The organism is Hyphomicrobiales bacterium (genome assembly GCA_030688605.1).
In the GTDB taxonomy this organism is placed as follows: Bacteria; Pseudomonadota; Alphaproteobacteria; order Rhizobiales; family NORP267; genus JAUYJB01.
The window spans coordinates 1-18,188 of sequence record JAUYJB010000077.1 but is presented as its reverse complement, the minus strand read 5'-3'; the positions used below and the strand labels follow the sequence as shown (position 1 = coordinate 18,188).

The 18,188-nt window shown below is 64.0% G+C and carries 17 protein-coding genes and 2 tRNA genes; 14 read left to right on the top strand and 5 right to left on the bottom strand.

Annotated elements, in window-relative coordinates; all coding sequences use genetic code 11:
* Window positions 1-392: 392 nt before the first annotated feature.
* Complete coding sequence (locus Q8P46_09160) at window positions 393-1,148, top strand: SDR family oxidoreductase (protein ID MDP2620329.1); 756 nt, start codon at window positions 393-395, stop codon at window positions 1,146-1,148.
* A gap of 120 nt (window positions 1,149-1,268) precedes the next feature.
* Here the strand turns inward: Q8P46_09160 and Q8P46_09155 are convergent, their stop codons facing one another.
* Both Q8P46_09155 and Q8P46_09150 read right to left on the bottom strand, forming a co-directional pair.
* Window positions 1,269-2,654, bottom strand: coding sequence for an aspartate aminotransferase family protein (locus Q8P46_09155; protein ID MDP2620328.1), 1,386 nt, complete (start codon window positions 2,652-2,654; stop codon window positions 1,269-1,271).
* 158 nt (window positions 2,655-2,812) lie between these two features.
* Window positions 2,813-3,214 (bottom strand): hypothetical protein, encoded by a 402-nt coding sequence (locus tag Q8P46_09150; protein MDP2620327.1) that lies wholly within the window; start codon window positions 3,212-3,214, stop codon window positions 2,813-2,815.
* A 152-nt stretch (window positions 3,215-3,366) separates the two neighbouring features.
* On the opposite strand from Q8P46_09150, the gene Q8P46_09145 reads away from it, so the two are divergent.
* On the top strand, window positions 3,367-4,152 hold the full coding sequence (locus Q8P46_09145; protein MDP2620326.1) for a DUF1499 domain-containing protein: 786 nt from the start codon (window positions 3,367-3,369) through the stop codon (window positions 4,150-4,152).
* Between the two features lie 7 nt (window positions 4,153-4,159).
* Here the strand turns inward: Q8P46_09145 and Q8P46_09140 are convergent, their stop codons facing one another.
* Complete coding sequence (locus tag Q8P46_09140; GenBank protein MDP2620325.1) at window positions 4,160-5,089, bottom strand: MBL fold metallo-hydrolase; 930 nt, start codon at window positions 5,087-5,089, stop codon at window positions 4,160-4,162.
* 160 nt (window positions 5,090-5,249) lie between these two features.
* Between Q8P46_09140 and Q8P46_09135 the strand changes: the two genes are divergently transcribed.
* Window positions 5,250-5,852: a biotin transporter BioY gene (locus Q8P46_09135; GenBank protein MDP2620324.1), complete on the top strand. Its 603-nt coding sequence runs from the start codon at window positions 5,250-5,252 to the stop codon at window positions 5,850-5,852.
* Window positions 5,853-5,866: 14 nt separating this feature from the next.
* Here Q8P46_09135 and Q8P46_09130 read toward each other — a convergent pair.
* A tRNA-Pro gene (locus tag Q8P46_09130) sits at window positions 5,867-5,943 on the bottom strand.
* Window positions 5,944-6,097: 154 nt separating this feature from the next.
* Between Q8P46_09130 and Q8P46_09125 the strand changes: the two genes are divergently transcribed.
* From Q8P46_09125 to Q8P46_09115, 3 genes are all read left to right on the top strand, one after another.
* Window positions 6,098-6,171: transfer RNA gene (locus Q8P46_09125), tRNA-Gln, on the top strand.
* A gap of 70 nt (window positions 6,172-6,241) precedes the next feature.
* Complete coding sequence (locus Q8P46_09120) at window positions 6,242-6,937, top strand: IS6 family transposase (protein ID MDP2620323.1); 696 nt, start codon at window positions 6,242-6,244, stop codon at window positions 6,935-6,937.
* A gap of 430 nt (window positions 6,938-7,367) precedes the next feature.
* A complete protein-coding gene (locus Q8P46_09115; protein MDP2620322.1) occupies window positions 7,368-8,351 on the top strand; it encodes an NAD(P)-dependent oxidoreductase in 984 nt (327 codons plus the stop codon).
* 107 nt (window positions 8,352-8,458) lie between these two features.
* Here the strand turns inward: Q8P46_09115 and Q8P46_09110 are convergent, their stop codons facing one another.
* Window positions 8,459-9,379, bottom strand: a complete 921-nt coding sequence (locus tag Q8P46_09110) for a LysR family transcriptional regulator (GenBank protein ID MDP2620321.1) — start codon at window positions 9,377-9,379, stop codon at window positions 8,459-8,461.
* A gap of 146 nt (window positions 9,380-9,525) precedes the next feature.
* Here Q8P46_09110 and Q8P46_09105 point away from each other — a divergent pair, with 146 nt between their 5' ends.
* The 8 genes from Q8P46_09105 to Q8P46_09070 form a co-directional block, all read left to right on the top strand.
* A complete protein-coding gene (locus tag Q8P46_09105) occupies window positions 9,526-10,011 on the top strand; it encodes a RidA family protein (protein ID MDP2620320.1) in 486 nt (161 codons plus the stop codon).
* 117 nt (window positions 10,012-10,128) lie between these two features.
* A complete protein-coding gene (locus tag Q8P46_09100; protein MDP2620319.1) occupies window positions 10,129-11,133 on the top strand; it encodes a TRAP transporter substrate-binding protein in 1,005 nt (334 codons plus the stop codon).
* Window positions 11,134-11,166: 33 nt separating this feature from the next.
* Window positions 11,167-11,655 carry a TRAP transporter small permease gene (locus Q8P46_09095; protein ID MDP2620318.1) on the top strand — a complete coding sequence of 163 codons (489 nt, stop codon included), beginning with the start codon at window positions 11,167-11,169 and terminating at the stop codon, window positions 11,653-11,655.
* 7 nt (window positions 11,656-11,662) lie between these two features.
* Window positions 11,663-12,955 carry a TRAP transporter large permease gene (locus Q8P46_09090; GenBank protein ID MDP2620317.1) on the top strand — a complete coding sequence of 431 codons (1,293 nt, stop codon included), beginning with the start codon at window positions 11,663-11,665 and terminating at the stop codon, window positions 12,953-12,955.
* 10 nt (window positions 12,956-12,965) lie between these two features.
* Window positions 12,966-13,307 (top strand): NIPSNAP family protein, encoded by a 342-nt coding sequence (locus tag Q8P46_09085; GenBank protein ID MDP2620316.1) that lies wholly within the window; start codon window positions 12,966-12,968, stop codon window positions 13,305-13,307.
* Window positions 13,308-13,366: 59 nt separating this feature from the next.
* Entirely contained in the window at window positions 13,367-15,463 is a 2,097-nt protein-coding gene (locus tag Q8P46_09080) for a hydantoinase/oxoprolinase family protein (GenBank protein ID MDP2620315.1), read from the top strand.
* On the top strand, window positions 15,456-17,648 hold the full coding sequence (locus Q8P46_09075; GenBank protein MDP2620314.1) for a hydantoinase B/oxoprolinase family protein: 2,193 nt from the start codon (window positions 15,456-15,458) through the stop codon (window positions 17,646-17,648). The genes Q8P46_09080 and Q8P46_09075 overlap by 8 nt, the downstream gene beginning before the upstream one ends.
* A 12-nt stretch (window positions 17,649-17,660) precedes the next feature.
* A partial coding sequence (locus tag Q8P46_09070) for a fumarylacetoacetate hydrolase family protein (protein ID MDP2620313.1) occupies window positions 17,661-18,188 on the top strand: 528 nt, incomplete at its 3' end.

Genomic DNA, 18,188 nt, shown 5'->3' with positions numbered 1-18,188 from the left:
CTCGCCGGGGCGATGCGGTGCATCGGCCAACAGCCGCAACAGCGCCACGGCGCAAAAGAACCTTAGCCTTCGGTGGGCCAAATCGGCCCACCGGGTTCGTTGCGGCGCTCGCCCGATATCCCGTATCGCGCGTCGCGCCGCGCCTGCCCGGATGAACCGATTTGGCCCATCAAATTGATTCCCTATAACCATGAACCGCTCTAGGGGAATGATATTTTCGTCGTTGCCGGGTCGAGCCCCCGGGTGACGATTCGGATAGATTGCGGGTGCAGGTCCCAGCGAGAATCCCGGCGGCGCGACCCCCGGCGCGCCGGGCCGTTCAACCGCCCACGACCGAGGTGTGATCGCGCGCGGTTTGCATTAATATGAGTCGCTCCAGCAGGACACCGAAGATGGCCCATCCGGAAAACGAACCGCGCAAGACCCTGATCCTGACCGGCGCCAGCCGCGGCATCGGCCATGCCACCGTCAAGCGCTTTTCCAGCGCCGGCTGGCGCGTCATCACCTGTTCGCGCCACGCCTTTCCCGAGAACTGCCCGTGGGAGGCGGGGCCGGAGGATCATATCCAGGTCGACCTGGCGGATGCGGACAATACCCGGCACGCGATCGCGGAGATGAAGGAACGGCTGAAGGACAACGGCTCGCTGCTCAACGCGCTCGTCAACAATGCCGCCATTTCGCCCAAGGCGGAGGGCGGCGCGCGCCTCGGCGCCATCGATACGCCCATCGACGATTGGCACACCATCTTTCAGGTCAATTTCTTCGCGCCGATCATGCTGGCGCGCGGCCTCATCGACGAGCTCAAGACGGCCAAGGGCTCGGTCGTCAACGTGACTTCGATCGCGGGCGGCAGCGTGCACCCGTTTGCCGGCGCCGCCTACGCCACCTCGAAGGCGGCGCTGGCCGCGCTGACGCGCGAGATGGCGGCCGATTTCGGGCCGCTCGGCATCCGCGTCAACTCCATCTCGCCGGGCGAGATCGACACCACCATCCTGTCGCCGGGAACCGACAAGATCGTCGCGCAAATCCCGCTGCGGCGTCTGGGCCAGCCGGAAGAGGTCGCCAAGGCGATCTATTTCCTGTGCACCGACGCCTCGAGCTACGTCACCGGCGCCGAGCTGCACATCAATGGCGGCCAGCACGTCTGACAATCCGTCGAATCGGTGCGATGGAATCAGATGCAGCGTTCCCTCTCCCCACCGGGGAGAGGTGATATCGGTTGCTCAATCCGCGAATTTCGGCACTCCGTGGGAAGGGCACGGCATGACTCAGGCGGCGCGAAGGTCTTCCTTGGCGACCCAAGCCTCGGTGCGGTCGAGCGCGCGTTCGAGCCGGTCGAACATCTCGCCGATCTCCTCCTCGGTGATCACCAGGGGCGGGCAGACCGCAACGGAGTCGGCGCCGAGCGCGCGCACGATCAGGCCCTCCTCATGGGCAAGGGCGGCGCATTTGGCGGCGATCTGAACCTTCGGGTCGAATGAGCGCTTGCTCTGCTTGTCGGCGACGAGCTCGACGGCGCCGATCAGGCCGATCCCGCGCGCTTCGCCGACCAGCGGGTGGCCGGCAAGCGCCGTCAGACGGTCCATGAAGGCCGGCGAGACGCGGCGGACATGGCCGACAATGTCGTCGCGCTCGTAGATCTCCAGCGTCTTCAGCGCCACCGCGCAGGCGACCGGATGGCCGGAATAGGTGAAACCGTGGGCGAAGGTTCCGATCTTGCGGCTTTCGGCAAGCGCCGCCTCGTACATCCGTTCCGGGATCATGATCGCCGAGATCGGCACATAGGCGGACGACAGCGCCTTGGCCACCGAGACGGAATCCGGCTTGAGGTCGAAGGTTTCGCAACCGAACATGTTGCCGGTGCGCCCGAAGCCGCAAATGACCTCGTCGGCGATGAAGAAGATGTCGTACTTGTCGAGCACCGCCTGGACCTTGTCGAAATAGGTCCTGGGCGGCAGGATGACGCCGCCGGCGCCCATGACCGGCTCGGCGATGAAGGCGGCGACGGTGTCCGGGTCCTCGCGCTGAATCAACGCGTCGAGGCTTTCGGCGAGCCTGGTGGCGAATTCCTCCTCGCTCTCGCCGGGCTCGGCGAAGCGGTAGTGGTGCGGGCAGTCGGCATGGACGATGCCCGCGATCGGCAGGTCGAAGTCGGTGTGGTTGTTCGGCAGGCCGGTGAGGCTGGCGGTGGCGATGGTGACGCCGTGATAGCCCTTGATGCGGCTAACTATCTTTTTCTTTTTAGGCCGATCGAGCGCATTGTTCATGTACCAGATGAGCTTTATCTGGGTGTCGTTGGCCTCCGATCCGGAGTTGGCGAAGAACACTTTCGAGGCCGGCGCCGGCGAGATCTCCTTGAGCTTTTCGGCCAGCGCCACCGCGGGGTCGTGGCTCTTGGCGCCGAACAGGTGGCCATAGGGGAGCAGCCGCATCTGCTCGGTCGCCGCCTCGATCAGCTCGCGGTTGCCGTAGCCGAGGCTCGTGCACCACAGCCCGGCCAGGCCCTCGATCAGCTTTCGCCCCTCGCTGTCCCAGACGTAGATGCCTTCGCCGCGCTCGATCAGGACCGAGCCGGTTTGGCGATGGGCGGAAAGGTTGGTGTAAGGATGCAGGACCGTCTCGATGTCGCGGACCTGCAGATTGGTGAGGGTCATGGGCATACTCCCGAAAAGCCCCGCGCGGCCGCCGCGCCGCGGCGCCGGATCGGGCTCGAACGCTGCGGCTGTCTACGAACTTCTGGCGGAGCTTACAAGGGGGAACGCGGTCACGCAGCGGCGGCGCGACGTTACCGGCGGTGACGGGGGGCGATAGGTCAGGAAGCCGCGCCGACCTGCGGGCGATAACTGTCGAGCCCGGCGACGCAGCGGGTCAGAACGTCGGTCCACGCGTGGGCGAATTTGGCGAATTCCGTGGGCGCGTCGCTGTCCTGGCCGATCCAGCATTTGCCGTCCGAAGCCGAGTAGAACAGGTGCACGAACCGCTGCTCGTCGTCCTGTTGGTAACGCAGCACCGCCCACTGGGTTTCGCCGAGATTCGGATGATCGGCCGGCAACTCGAACAGGAGCTCGCCGCCGGTGGTTTCGGCGAACATCTCGAACGCGCCGGCGGCGTCGGAAGCGTCGATCGCATTCGGCAAGGCGTCGAATAAGGCGTGCAGCCGGCTCACCGCTCTGGCGACCCGGTCGTCCAAATCGTCGCGCTTTTTCCGTCCCATGGCACGAAGCGTGTCGGGGGAAGGCGGCGATTATGGGGCGCTCTCGCGGCAAAGCTGTGATCTTAATGTGGATTTTGCGCCCGCGACCAGGCCGGTGCCTTGGCGCCAACCTTGTGCTAATCGAAGGCTATAACAGGCTCGAGGAGGATGGAGTGGCACGTCAGTCTGACCGCAGAGCCTCGCGCGCGGCGGTGTGGAGCGCCAGGCTTGCCAAATTCGCGCTGCCGGTGCTGGCGATCACCGCGCTCGGCCACCGTTTCGATCTGGTCGATACGCCGAGCGCCCTCGTTCTATTGGCGGCGTGCTGGCTTGGCGCCTTGGTGTCGCTGATCTTCGGCCTCAGCGCCCTGAGGCCGATCTGGCGGCTGGGGTTGGCGGGCACGCGCCGGGCGCTGACCGGCATCCTGGTAAGCGTGCCGATTCTCGCCGTGCCCGCCTATTTCCTCCCGCTGCTGATATACAATCCGCGGCTTACCGACGTTTCCACCGACCTCCTCGATCCGCCGGCCCTCGAGGCCGCGGCGGCGTTGCGCCCGGTCGACGCCAATCCCATTACCCGTCCCGGCGTAACCGCGATGCGGCTGCAGCTTGCCGCCTACCCGCAATTGCGGCCGCTGCGCGTCGGAGTGAGCATCGAGGACGCCTTTAATGCCGCCCGCGCGGCGGTGCGGGACCGGGGCTGGCGGATCGTCGCCGAGCGCCCGCCGTCGGAAGACGGCGGGCCGGCGCGTATCGAGGCCGAGGCGCGGACGCTGCTGATGGCGTTCAAGGACGACGTCGTCATCCGCATCAGGCAGGAGGGCGGCGGCACGCGCATCGACATACGCTCCGCGTCGCGCTACGGGGCCCATGATCTGGGAACCAATGCGCGCCGCATCCAGGCATTCCTGTTCGCGCTGCGCGAGCAAATCGCACCGACCGCCGGCGGAGAGCGCTGACCGCCCGTCAGGATCCGGTTCCCGCGATGCGGAACGCCGAATCAAGGCGCGGCGGGCCGTCGCTGACCACGATCCCGCGCTGGGCGAGGTCCTGCAGATGCGCCAGCACCGACAGGCTTGCCGCGGCGAACAGGTTCTGCGGCAGGCTCTCATAGACGCGGCGCACGATCTCGGCGATGGTCCGGTCGCCGGCCTCAAGCCGTCTCAGGATCGCCGCCTCGCGCATCCGGCGATGGGCGATGAAGGCGCGCACGAAGCTTCCGGGCTCCGCGACCGGCCCGCCATGCCCCGGCCAATAGACCTTATCCGAGCGCCCGGTGAGCAGCTCGAGCGAGGCCATGTAGTCGGCCATATTGCCGTCCGGCGGCGCGATGACGCTGGTCGACCAGCCCATCACATGGTCGCCGGAGAACAGCGCCCGCTCCTGCCTGAGCGCGAAGGCCATGTGGTTTGCCGTGTGGCCGGGGGTGAAGACGCATTCAAGCGAGAAGCCCGCCGCCTCGATGAGGTCGCCATGGGCGACGCGGACATCGGGCTCGAATTCCATGTCGCCGGCGGCATCGAGCGCCGCCGCGCCGCCGGGCATCCCGGAAGACGTTTGTCTGTGCGGGCCAAAGGCATAGACGGAAGCTCCGGTATGCGCCTTTAACAACCGCGCGCCCGGCGAATGGTCCTTGTGGGTGTGGGTGACGAGGATATGGGTGACGCGCTCGCCGCCGGGCCCGAGCGCCGCCAGGATCGCATCGACATGCGTCTTGTCCATCGGGCCGGGATCGATCACCGCCACCTCGCCCGAGCCGACGATATAGCTGCAGGTGCCCTTGAAGGTGAAATGGCTCGGGTTTGCCGCCACCACCCGGCGCACGAGCGGGCTCACCTGATCGGGTTTGTCGTGGATGATATCGAAGTCGCGGTTGAAGGCAATGTCGTCGGCCATCGACGTCCTTTTCGTTTGCGGTCTGAAACTTGGGCCGCCCGAAACCGGGTTGCAAGGCCGCCGTGACGGCTCTCTTGTCGGCGGCCGATCAAGCGCCTATACCATCGCCGGGTTTTGCAGGCGGCGATGGGTGCCGCAGCGCCAATCGAGGGACGGGACCATGCAGACTATGACGGCACAATACGATACGCTGGTTGAGCGGATGCTGCCTTCCGAAGGCGCGCGCGCCTGGATGCGCGACATTCTTCTGGCGATTGCCGGCACGGCGCTGATCACCCTTTCGGCGAAGATCAACATCCCCTTCTATCCGGTGCCGATGACCATGCAGACCTTGGCCGTTCTGGCGCTCGCCATGTGTTATGGCCTGCGCCTCGGCACGGCGACGTTGGCGCTCTATATCGCCGAAGGGGCGGCCGGTCTGCCGGTTTTTGCCGGAACCCCGGAAAAGGGTATCGGCCTTGCCTATATGATGGGGTCGACCGGCGGCTATATTCTCGGTTTCCTACTGGCGGCCATGCTCGTCGGCTATCTCGCCGAGCGCGGCTTCGACCGCTCGCCGCTCAAGGCGGCGATCGCCATGCTCGCCGGCAACATCGTCATCTATGTGCCGGGCCTGTTGTGGCTCGGCGCCGTCGTCGGCTGGGACAAGCCGGTGCTGAGCTTCGGGCTTTACCCCTTCGTCCTCGGCGATCTGTTCAAGATTGCGCTGGGGGCCGCGCTGCTGCCTGGAATCTGGGCGCTCGTTAAGCGCAGAAACGGCTGAATCTTAAGGAAAAATGGTCGGAGTGGCAGGATTTGAACCTGCGACCCCCTCGTCCCGAACGAGGTGCGCTACCAGGCTGCGCTACACTCCGACCGGCGCCTGCTCGGCGGGCGTGGTTATAGCGGGCGTATCCCGCGCCGGCAAGCCAAAGCAACAGGACCGGTGCTGCTCGTGGCCGTTGCGGCGGGCAGGGCGAGCCGATATATGACGGGTGCGGCAGGCCGCGCGCTTCGCGGCCCTTCCGATGGGGCGTGGCCAAGCGGTAAGGCAACGGGTTTTGGTCCCGTGATCCCAGGTTCGAATCCTGGCGCCCCAGCCACCCAGTCTCCTGTTGGTGCCGTCACGGTAACTCGCTGGTGGGAACTGCCCATCACGGGTAGGTTCCGATGATGACCAAAACCAGCTACCGTCGCCATCGGTTCCCCGCAGAGATCATCCAACGCGCTGTCTGGCTGTATTTCCGGTTCCCGCTCAGCTACCGCGATGTTGAGGATCTGCTTGCCGAGCGTGGCATCGACGTGACCTATGAAACTGTTCGGCGCTGGGCATTGAAGTTTGGAACGGCCCATGCCGGCAAATCGATGCAATTGCGGCCTCGGTCAAGTGGCCATTGGCACCTCGACGAAGTCTTTGTCTCGATCAACGGCAAGCGGATGTATCTGTGGCGGGCGGTGGACAGCGAGGGCGAGGTATTGGATGTCCTGGTTCAAGCGCGGCGGAACAAAACCGCGGCGCTCAAGCTCATGCGCAAGCTGCTGAAGACCCAAGGCTGTGTCCCGGATCGCATCGTGACCAACAAACTTCCCTCCTACGGTGCGGCGCTGCGAGAACTGGGCCTTTCGAGGCAGCACGACTTCGGCGGCAGAAAAAACAATCGAGCCGAGAATTCGCACTTGGCGGTTCGACAACGAGAGCGGAGAACGCAGGGCTTCAAGTCGGCCGGATCAGCGCAACGGTTTCTCACAATACACGCCGCCATCTACAACACCTTCAACGTCCAGCGACACCTGATTTCACGGAAGACGCTTCGCAAGTTCCGTGGTGAGGCGATCGGCATGTGGTTGATGGTGGGCGCGCCGGCTTGAGTCGGGCATGACCGCCGCCTGCTTGCGATCTGCGTCGGTTAAATTGACAATGCCCAAGTGCCGCCGGATCGACAAAGGCGAGGAGGCGGCAGATAAGGCTCGATTACGCGTTATTCCTCATCGGTCAGTTCGGTCTGGTAGCGCATCGTCTGGCGTCTATACTGTTCGCGGCTGGTCGGGGTCCACATGGCCGATCTCCAGGCAGGTCTGCAACCGCTTGGAATCACATGCGCCTCGACCACTCAACCACTTTCGAATCAGCCACTTAACGGTTGATGTGCGCGTTTTTCAGCTCGGGCGAAGTGCACTGACACCGGAGTTCAGTTTAATCTCCGGTATCGTCCGTGAGCGCAGGCCGGCCCGGTTCAAGCCAATTTGCTTTGAGACTGCTGGAAGGTGTGATAGCGCGAGAGCAATCTACAAAGTCTGAATGACGCAACGGAGGCGTGTGGTGCAGGAGAACAGGCAAAGCATCGGTTGGGTTGGCATGGGGCGCATGGGTTATCCCATGGCCGAACGGCTGGTGAAGGCCGGCCATGACGTGCGGGTCTGGAACCGAACACGTGCCAAGGCCGAGCCGCTGGCTAAATTCGGCGCCACGCTCGCCGACGGCTTGAGCGATCTCTCCGAGGTGGACGTTCTGTTCACCATGGTCTCCACCGGAAAGGACCTTGAGCAGGTCTATTTCGCTGAGGGCGGCGTTGCGCATTCGGCCAACGGCAGCCTGCCGGGCATCTTCGTCGATTGCTCCAGCATAGGCGTTGAAGAGTCGGCTGCGATCCGAGCGCGCCTCAAGGAACGGGGCGCGGAATATGTCGCCGCACCTGTGAGCGGCAACGGCAAATGCGTCAAGGCGGGCAAGGCGTCGGTGGTGGCTTCCGGAGCCGAGCAGGCGTTCGAGAGCGTGCGCGCCTATCTCGAAACCGTCGCCGGGAATGGCGTTGCCTATGTCGGCGAGGGTGAGCTCGCTCGCATCTGCAAGATCGCCCATAATGTGATGCTAGGCGCGGTGATTCAGAACCTCGCCGAGATCACCATCCTGGCGCAAAAGGCCGGTGTGCCGCGCCACGCCTTCCTTGCCTTTATGAACAACTCGGTGATGGGCTCGATCTTCACGCGCTACAAGACGCCGGCGCTCGTCAATCTCGACTGGACGGCGACCTTCACGCCGGTACTGCTGCTCAAAGACCTCGACCTTGGTCTGGGGCTGGCCCGGGAGCTCAACGTGGCAATGCCGCAAACGGCGACGACGCGCGAGGCGCTGCAGGCCCATCTCGGCGGCGCTTCGCTCAAGGACGACCCGGAGGCATATGTACACGGGGACTTTGCGGCCGTTCTGGAGACCGTCGCGCTCAATGCCGGGCTCAAGCTCGAAAGCGAGAACAAGCCGGTCAAGACGGGATTGGAGAGCTGAGCCGATTTTGCCGTTGGCCGGTCATATCCTTCATTCGACGTAAGGCGCGCTTTCGTCAGTAGCGGATCGTGTGATTAGGCTGACCTGCGGCGCCAGATCGCTGCATATCATGGTATTGCAGAGCGCTGATGGGCTAGCCGTACCATTTTCCCCCGGAGGAAATCGACGAACTCTCCCGCGGCCAAGGGCAGATCGCGTCCGGCCATCACGATTAGATCGATGGTGGCCTTACGGAATGAGGCATCGGACATCGGTACGGCTACGAGTCGCCCTGCACTCAAGTCGCGCCAGACGGAAATGCGCGTCAGAAAAGTGATCCCCGCTCCGTCCCGGGCAAAGCCACGCATCGTCTCGATAGAATTAGTTTCCAGCACGGGTGAAATCTGGCGGCTCAGATTTTGGCACTCCGCGTCTATCATATGGCGGATGCCAAAGCTGCTCACCGGAATCGCCAGCGGCTCGCTCATGACCTCGGTCAGGTAAAGGCTGGTGCGTAGTGCCAGGGGGTGGTCCGGCGCCAGAACAGCACAGATCGGATCCGGCGACCGCTCGACGAATTGCAGATTCTCATGCGGCTCTGCATAGAAAGCGAGACCAATGTCGGTGTTTCCGTCGCGTACTGCCCTGGCCACCTCGTCGGTGCCGCGAACCGTGATGGAAAAGGTAATGCCGCTGAACTTGCGCCGGAACTGCGCAACCACCGGGGCGAGAAGGTCGGCGATGACGCCTTCGACCGCGGCAATGCCGATGTGGCCACGTTGCAGCCCCCGCAGCAGTTCGAGTTCCGACTGGACGCGCTGGAGAGAGTGGACCGCATCCAATGCATAGCGGGCGTAGACGGTGCCTGCCTCCGTCAATATCACGCCGCGGGCGCGGCGTTCCAGAAGGCGAGCGCCCAAGTCCCTTTCCAGTTGCCGGATTTTCCGGGAGACGGCCGACGGCGCGATATGGAGCCGGTCCGCCGCCGCGCGGATCGAGCCGGCGCGGGCCACTTCCAGAAAATAGCGGAATTGAGGTGGTGTGATCATGCCGCTTCAGATTATGTCAGCGTTGCCGTTTCGGCAACGGAAGCACAAAAATCCAGCGCTTGTCCTCAGCAGTAGTCCATTTACACTAAAATTCAGAAACAACGGGATGAGCCGGATGGCGACATCCCGGGACCGGGGGAGGCGGCATGGGCGAGATCGAGCGGCGACTGCGCGAACTTGGCTTGGAGCTCCCGCGCCGTCCGCCCAAGGCGGTGGCCAACTATCTGGCCGGCGTGGAAGTGGGCGAAATTCTTTATCTTTCCGGAACCATCGGCACGGTCATCGACGAGAATGATGAAGACGTGCTGCCGATCAAGGGCAAGCTCGGGCGCGATATCAGCGTTGAGCAAGGGTATGAATCAGCGCGCTACGTCGCCCTCAATCATATCGCCATGATGAAGGCGGTACTCGGCAATCTCGATCGCATCGTCAGGATTGTCAAGATGATCGGCTATGTCCACGCGGCACCTGGGTTCCAGCAGGCGCCGTGGGTGCTGGACGGTGCTTCCGATCTATTTGTCGCGGTCCTGGGACCAGAGCGCGGTTCGCACGCGCGGGCAGCGCTTTATCAGAACGAGATGACCTATGACGCGCCGATCGAAATCGAAATGACGGTGCAGGTTCGCCCCTAACGGCCGGGCCCGGTGCTTCGGTGCGGTTAGGCCGCACGGCAAAGATGCAGCAGAAATTCCAAGTCGGTTCCGTTGGGATCACTTGGTGCACAAGCAACCTCGAAGGGAGACGAAGCCATGAAATTCCAAAAACTCAGTTGCCTTGCCGCCGGACTCTTGGGTGCCGCGATGCTTGCCGGCTCGTTCGGGCAAGCGTTTGCGCAGGATCTGACTCTGCGCTTCGCCCTCATCACGGCGGAGACCTTTCCCTACGTCGATGGCGCGAAAAAGTTCAAAGAACTAATCGAAGAGCGCTCCGGCGGAAAGATCAAGGTCGAAATCTTCCCAGGCGGTCAACTCGGGGCCGAGCGCGAGATCAACGAGGCGATTCTCGAAGGCTCCATCCAGATCGGCGTCGGGGCCGGCGCCATGTCCAATCTTGCCCCCATCTACAATATCGTCCAGGTGCCGTTCCTGATACAGGGCCAGACGCACATGACGGCGATCGCCACCGGCGACGTCGGCAAGAAGCTCGCCAAGAAAATTGAGGAGCAGGCGGGGTTCCGCGTTCTGGCCTGGTTTTCGACCGGAGACAGCCCGATCGAGACGGTCAAGATGCCGGTGCGCTCGCCGGCGGATCTGGAGGGGGTGAAGATCCGTGTGATCGAAACGCCCGTGCTGGTCGATGCCATGCGGGCACTCGGCGCCAACCCGACGCCGATGCCTTACACCGAGGTCTATACCGGGCTGAAGCAGGGCGTGATCGAAGGTGCCCATCTCGACGTCCTGTCGGTGGACACGCTGAAGATTTACGAGGTGGCCAAATACATGACCGACTGGCAGCAAATCACCTTCGTGTCGGAGCCGCGGCCGGTGATCATGAACGCCAAATATTTCGACGGCCTGTCGGCGGAGCAGCAATCGCTCATCCGGGACGCAATGGAGGAGGCCGCGCGGTTTGAACGGCAGGTCTTCATCGACAAGATGACGGCCATCCGCGACAAGCTGGTGCAGCAAGGCGTCACGATTACCCAGGTCGATGCCGATGCCTTCGTCGAGAAGGTGAAGCCGGTGTGGGAGAAATACGCCAAGAGTTTGGACGCCGAAGAACTGCTTCAGGACATCATTGCCCTGAAGAAATGAGTGCCGGACAGGGCACTACGAGGAGGGCCGCAGATGCATCCAAATCACCTGCCGCCGCTCCTCGAAACCGGGTGCGGGGTGGTCGCGGGGGCCACCCTCACCCTCGCGCTGGCCTCGATGGCTGCCCAGATCGTGTTTCGCTACCTGATCGGCAGCAGCTTGGTATGGTCCGAGGAGGTTGCCCGCTATGCGCTGATCTGGAGTGCCATGTTCGGTTCGGCGGCTGCCTATCAGCGCGGCGGCCACATGGCCTTGACGGTCGCCGTCGACCTCCTGCCGCCGCCCGTTGCCGGCCTCGCCTATCGGCTGATCCATCTCATCGTCATTGTCTTTGCCGGGCTCGTCACTTGGCACGGCGCGCTCCTGACCATGCGTAATTTCGAGCGCGATCAGCTCTCGCCGGCCCTGCAGATCCCGATTGCCTGGGCCTATCTCGCAATTCCCGTCGGTGGGATCCTGATCGCGTTCGCCGCTGCGCTCGGCCTGTGGCGCGGGCTTGCCCCCAGCCGGCACGAGGGCTGAGAGCGCCATGGGGGTCGTTTCCGCCACTTTCCTTGCCCTGCTCGTCCTCGGCGTTCCGATCGCCTTCGTTCTCGGCATTGCCGCGACCGCGCATGTTCTGCTCGGGAGTGCGGCAATGCTGTCGATCGTGCCGCAGCGGATCTTCGCCGGGCTCGACCAGTTCGTGCTGATGAGCATCCCGTTCTTCATCCTGGCGGGCTTCCTCATGAACGAGGCGCAGCTCACCGCGCGCCTGGTGCAGTTCGCCGACCATCTGGTCGGCCGCTGGCGCGGCGGGCTCGCCCAGGTGAACGTGCTCACCAGCATGTTCTTCGGCGGCATTACCGGCGCGGCAACGGCCGATGCCGCCGCCATCGGCTCGATCCTGATTCCGGCGATGACCCGACAGGGCTATCGCCGTGATTTTTCGGCCGCGGTGACTGTGGCCTCGTCGATCTGCGGTCCGCTGATTCCGCCGAGCATCCCGATCGTCGTCTACGGGATCTCCTCCGGCGCTTCGATCGGCGCCCTGTTTCTCGCCGGGGCGACGCCGGGGGTCGCCGTCGGCGTCTCGATGCTGGTGCTCAATCGCTGGCTGCTGCGCCATCGGCCCATTGACCGCGCGCCCGGTCCCACGGGGGGCGCAGTCGAGCGCGTACGTGACTTCCTGCTCAGCCTGCGCGTGGCGCTGATCGCGCTGGCCATGCCGGTGCTGATCGTCGGCGGCGTCGTAGGCGGCGTCTTCACGCCAACCGAGTCCTCCGTCGCCGCCGTCCTTTATGCCATAGTTGTCGGGTTGCTGATGCGCTCGCTCAAGCTTGGCGTCCTGTGGCGCGTGATCGTCCAAGCCGCCCTCGTCTCGGCCACCATCATGCTGATCGTCGCCAACGCCAACCTGCTTGGCTGGGTGCTGGCCTTCGAGCAAGTGCCGCAAGCCGTCGCGGCGGGGTTTCTGTCGCTTACCGACTCGCCGACGGTCTTTCTCGTCCTGGTGATGGTCCTGCTGCTACTGGTAGGGCTATTCCTGGAGACCTCCGGCGCGATCATCATCCTCACGCCGGTTCTACTGCCGGCGGCCATCGCGTTCGGCTTCGATCCGGTCCATTTCGGCATCGTCATCGTCTTCGGGCTGGTCATCGGCCTCATCACGCCGCCGGTGGGGCTCTGTCTATTCGTCGGCTGCAGCATCGCTGGGCTCAGGCTGCACGAGCTCACCCGCGCCGTGGTTCCGTACATCGCTCTGTTGATCGTCGTCTACGTCGTTTTCGTTTTCGTGCCCGCGGCCTCCTTGTGGCTGCCGCGGTTCTTCGGCTTCCAATGAGGTGACCGAAATGATTTACGAGCTCCGGATCTATGACGTCATCCCCAACCGGCGGGAGGTGCTCTATGACCGCTTCCGGCAGGGCGCGCTTGAGCTGCTCGCCCGGCACGGCTTCCGGATCATCGATATGTGGGAGCCCACCGACGGGCAGGAAAAGCTCGTCTATCTGCTTGCCTGGAAAAACGAAAATGAGCGGGCGGCAGGCTGGCACGCATTCCGCCACGACCCGGAATGGCAGCAGCTGAAGACGCGAACCGAGGCGGAGGGGCCGATGGTGACGCGAATGGACTATCTCCTTCTCGGGACGCTGGCTTTCACTCCCCATCGTCTCGCCGACCCCATGGCCTCTTGACGAACGGAGCAGATCGGTTTTCACTGAAAAAACTGAAATTCGATGAAGAGGGGCGTTCAGTGTATACATTATCGGTCGACATAGGGGGCACCTTCACCGATGTCGTGGTCTTCTGCGACGGCGGGCGAACCGCGGTCGGCAAGGCGCTGACGACGCCGGACGATTTGCGCCGTGGCGTGCTCGCCGGCCTGAATGACGCCGCCGGCGCGCTCGGCGAGCCGCTCGCCCAGGTGCTTGGCGAGGCTCACCGTTTCGTCCACGCGACGACCCAGTCGAGCAACGCTATCTTCAGCTTTAGCGGTGCCAAGACGGCCGTGATCACCACCCGCGGCTTCGGCGATACGCTGACCATCATGCGGGCCACGGGGCGCGTTGCCGGTCTCAGCGTATTCGAGCGCCACCATTACCGCATGACCAACAAGCCGCGTATGATCGCGGACGAGCGCGACATTTTCGAGATCTCCGAGCGCATCGATTACGCCGGCCGACCGATCGTGCCGCTGGACGAGGCGGCCCTGCGGGCGCTGGCGCCCATGCTCGCGGAGCGCGGCTACGAAGCGGTTGCGATCGCCTTCCTGTTCTCGCACAAGAACGATACCCATGAACGGCGCACCGCGGAGATCCTGAAATCGGAGCTGCCCGGGATCTATGTCTCCTTGTCGAGCGCGGTGGCGCCAGTTCTCGGCGAGTATGAGCGCAGCGCTACGGCCCTCTTCAACGCTTATGTCGGCCCGGTGATCGAAGGCTATCTCGATGATCTTGTGGCGACGCTCAAGCAGGCAGGCCTGAAGCGTGACCCGCTGATTGTTCAGGCCAATGGCGGCCTCGCGACCCCGGCTCAGACGGTCCCGATCTTCACGGTCGAGTCGGGACCCGCAGCCGGCGTGGTCGGCAGTGCCCAGCTCGCCGGCGATCTCGGTGTCGCCGATGTCATCGCCACCGACGTGGGCGGAACAACCTTCAAGGTGGCCGTCATCGAAGGCGGCAAGTGGTCCTACGCCAAGGAAACCATCCTCAACCAGTATCAGCTTCGCTTGCCGATGGTGGATGTCGTTTCGATTGGCGCCGGCGGCGGTTCGATTGCCTGGATCGACAATGGCCGCCTGCGGGTCGGACCGAAGAGTGCGTCCTCCAATCCCGGACCCGCCTGCTACCGGCTGGGCGGCACCGAGCCGACGGTCACGGATGCCGACGTCGTGCTGGGCTACATCTCACCCGAACAATTCCTTGGCGGTCGCATGACCCTCGACCCGAAGAGGGCGGAGATGTCGATCCGTGAGCGCATCGCCGATCCGCTCTTCAACGGCGACGTCACCGCCGCCGCGGCCGGCATCAAACGCGTCATCGACGCGCAGATGGCCGATCTCATCCGCAAGACAACGTTGGAGCGCGGCCATGATCCGCGCCGTTTCGCGATAATGGCTTATGGCGGCTCGGGGCCGGTGCACGCCGGCGCCTATGGCAATGATCTGGGAGTCCGCGAAATTGTCGTGCCGTTCCAGGCGGCGGTGCATTCGGCCTTCGGCGCCGGACTTTCCGACGTCCGGTTCAGCCTGCGATTCTCCGACCCGATGACGCTACCGGTGGCCCCGGAGAAGATCGAGGCGATCTTTGCCGACATGGAACAAAGCGGCGCGCAGCTGCTGGATCAGGCCGAAGTCGCGCAAGTGGACCGCCGTTACGAGCGTTGGATCGAAGCGCGCTATCGCCGGCAGGTGCATACCGTTCGCATTCCGGCACCGGCATCGATCGGATCGGAGAAAGCCGTCGAAACGCTGGCATCCGCCTTCGCAGCCGAATATGAGAGGCTGTTCGGCCCGGGATCGGCCTTGAAGGACGCCGGAATCGAATGCGTCAATTACGGCGTCGACGCCATCGGCGCAGTGCCCAAGCCGAGCGTATTCCGTCGCGGCGGTTCCGGCGCTATCGCTCCTCGCCCGGCCCGGCCGGTTTTCTGTCCGGTCCGCAACGCGATGATCGAAACCCCGGTCTACACCGGCGAAGGCCTGCCCGCGGGCGCCGCCATCGCCGGACCGGCGGTGATCGAGCACCCGTCGACGACCATCGTAATCCACACCGGGCAGAGCGCCCGCATCGACGAATTCGGCAACACCCGCATTGCCGTCACCGTTGTCGAGGAGGCCGGAAATGCTTGACCAGGTCGGAACCCATTCACTGGACCCGGTTACCTTCGAGGTCCTCAATCATAGGCTGATGACCATCAGCGAGGAGATGGGCATCCAGTACATGCGCAGCTCCGGCTCCAATGTTCTGATAACCGGCAACGACGCTGCCTCGGCGGTGATGCTGGCCGACGGATCGCTGGTCTCGGTCGGCCCCTATATCGTCACCCAGGGCAATGTGCTGCCGCTGATCGTGCAAAGCACGCTCGATACGCTCGGACCCGGCGAGGCGATCGAGGAAGGAGACATCTTCATCTGCAACGACCCGTATCTCGGCGCCATCCATCATCCCGATATCGCCACCGTGGCGCCGGTGTTCTGGAACGGCAAGCTGGTCGCGTGGGTCGGCGCATCGGGCCATCAGCTCGACAATGGAGGGATGGATCCCGGCGGCTTTTCGATCAAGGCGGTCGACACCCACCAGGAAGGCCTGCGCATGCCGCCGGTGAAGATCGTCCAGCGCGGGGTTGTCCGCGAGGACGTCCTGCGCTGGATCCGCAATCAGGTGCGCGATCCCCTGGTGGCTCTCGACATCAAGGGCCAGATCGCCTCGCTCAACAGCGGGCGACGGCGGCTTCTGGAGCTGTTCGAGCTGTGGGGGGAGGACACCGTCAATTTGGCAATGGAGCGGTGTATCGACTACGCCAGGGAGAAGCTCGAGGCGCGGCTTTCCGAGCTGCCCGACGGGACCTGGCGCGAGGTCCAGTATATCGATCATGACGGCCACAATCCGGAGATCTACAAGATCGTCTGCACGCTGACCAAGAGCGGGCAGCGCCTGGTCTTCGACTTCACCGGCACCAGCCCCAACGCCCGCGGCCTGATCAACTGCACCTTTGCCGGGCTGCAGGCCGCGTGCCTGACCGCAACCTATCTCAACCTGTGCTGGGACAGCCCTTGGAATCGCGGCGTGCGCGATTGCATCGACATCGTCAGCGAGTCGGGCACCGTGAACAATTGCGCCTATCCCGCGCCATGCGCGATGGCAACCATCTCGGCGGTGATCGTCACCATCGATGCGGCGTGGCGCTGCCTGTCGCAGATGGTGCTGGCGAGCGACAAATATGCCGACGAAGCCATGGCCGTATGGTCTGGCACCTCGATGGCGCCGATATTTGCCGGGATCAGCCAGCACGGCTTCCACTTCGCCGCGACCGAGATGAGTCATTTCGGCGGCGGCGGCGGCGCCCGGGTCGATCAGGACGGCGTCGATACCGCGGGCATCGTCTTCAACACCACGCCCAACATGCCCAATATCGAGGATCAGGAAGCAGAATACCCGGTTCTTTATCTTTTCCGCCGCCACCTGCGCGACTCCGGCGGTCCTGGAATGTTCCGTGGCGGGCGTTCTGGCGAACTGGCCTACACGGTCTACGATGCGCCGGAAGGCCAACTCGATGGTTTGTTTGCCGGCACCGGCGCGGAAATGCCCAATGCCATCGGATTGGCCGGTGGGATGCCGGGATCGGCGATCTCGATAGCCCGCGTCGTAAACACCGACCTTGCCGAGCGCATCGCCGCCGGCGAGGAGCTGCCGGTCGAGCTCGCGGCGATCTCGGGCGAGCTCGAATGGCTGTGTTGCAAGCACACCCGCAGCCCCATTCTCGCCGGCGACGTCTGGTACCACAGTTGGCAAGGCGGCGGAGGCTTTGGAGACCCCCTTCTGCGCGATCCGGCTCACGTGGCTGGCGACGTCGAGCGCCGGGCCGTCTCGGTCGGCGCCGCGGAGGATATCTACGGGGTCGTCATTACGAAGACCGGCGGCGTCGATGAAGCGGCGACGGCTGAAAGGCGCAAAGCACTCCGCGATGCCCGTCTTTCCGAGGCAGAAGAAGCGAACCCCGGAGATGCGGTCATCTCTTTCGCGGGGAGGCGCCGCATCGAATTTGGTCCGGCGCTTGTCGTCGATCCGGAATCAGACTCCGTGTCATGCCCGCAATGCGGCCATCGCCACTGCGGCACGAGCGACAATCTTCTGACCCATCTCGGCCTTGTGCGATCGCCTCTCGGCGCCGCTGGCCCGGTTCGCGGCCAGGCCTACGACCGGGGTCGGTTCGAGTTGCGCCAATTGGTCTGCCGCGGTTGCGGCGGACTGGTCGACGTTCAGGTCGGTCTTGACGGCGGACCGCTGAGCTTCGCACGGCCGCACCGTGACTGAGGAGGAACGACGATGACCGATCTGCTCGTCCGCTTCGCCGGTAAAATCAGCGCGCCTTTCCGCCCCGGATTGCTTGTCGGCGACACTGTCCATGACATCAGCCGGCGTTATCCAACGATCGCGGCCTTCCTGGCTGCGCATAGGAATGGCTGGGATTCGGAGACCGAGCTGCAGAAAGACGCACCGGCCCTTCCCCGGTCCGACGTGATTCTTGGTCCGCCGATCGATCCTGGATCCCTCGTCTATGCAGTCGGCGCCAACTATCACAAGCACGCCGAGGAAGCCGGTCTCAGCGTGCCGGCCCAACCGCTGATATTCACGAAGCCTTATACCGCGCTTGTTGGACCCGACGAGGCGATCGAAATTCCGCCTCTCAGCGAGCAATTCGACTATGAAGGCGAGATGGCCGTGGTGATCGGCCGGGACGCCAAACGCGTCTCCCGCGACGCGGCGCCAGAATACGTGGCCGGCGTTACCATACTCAACGACGTCACCGCCCGCGATCTACAGTGGGTGGAACTCGGCAAACATTCGATCGTG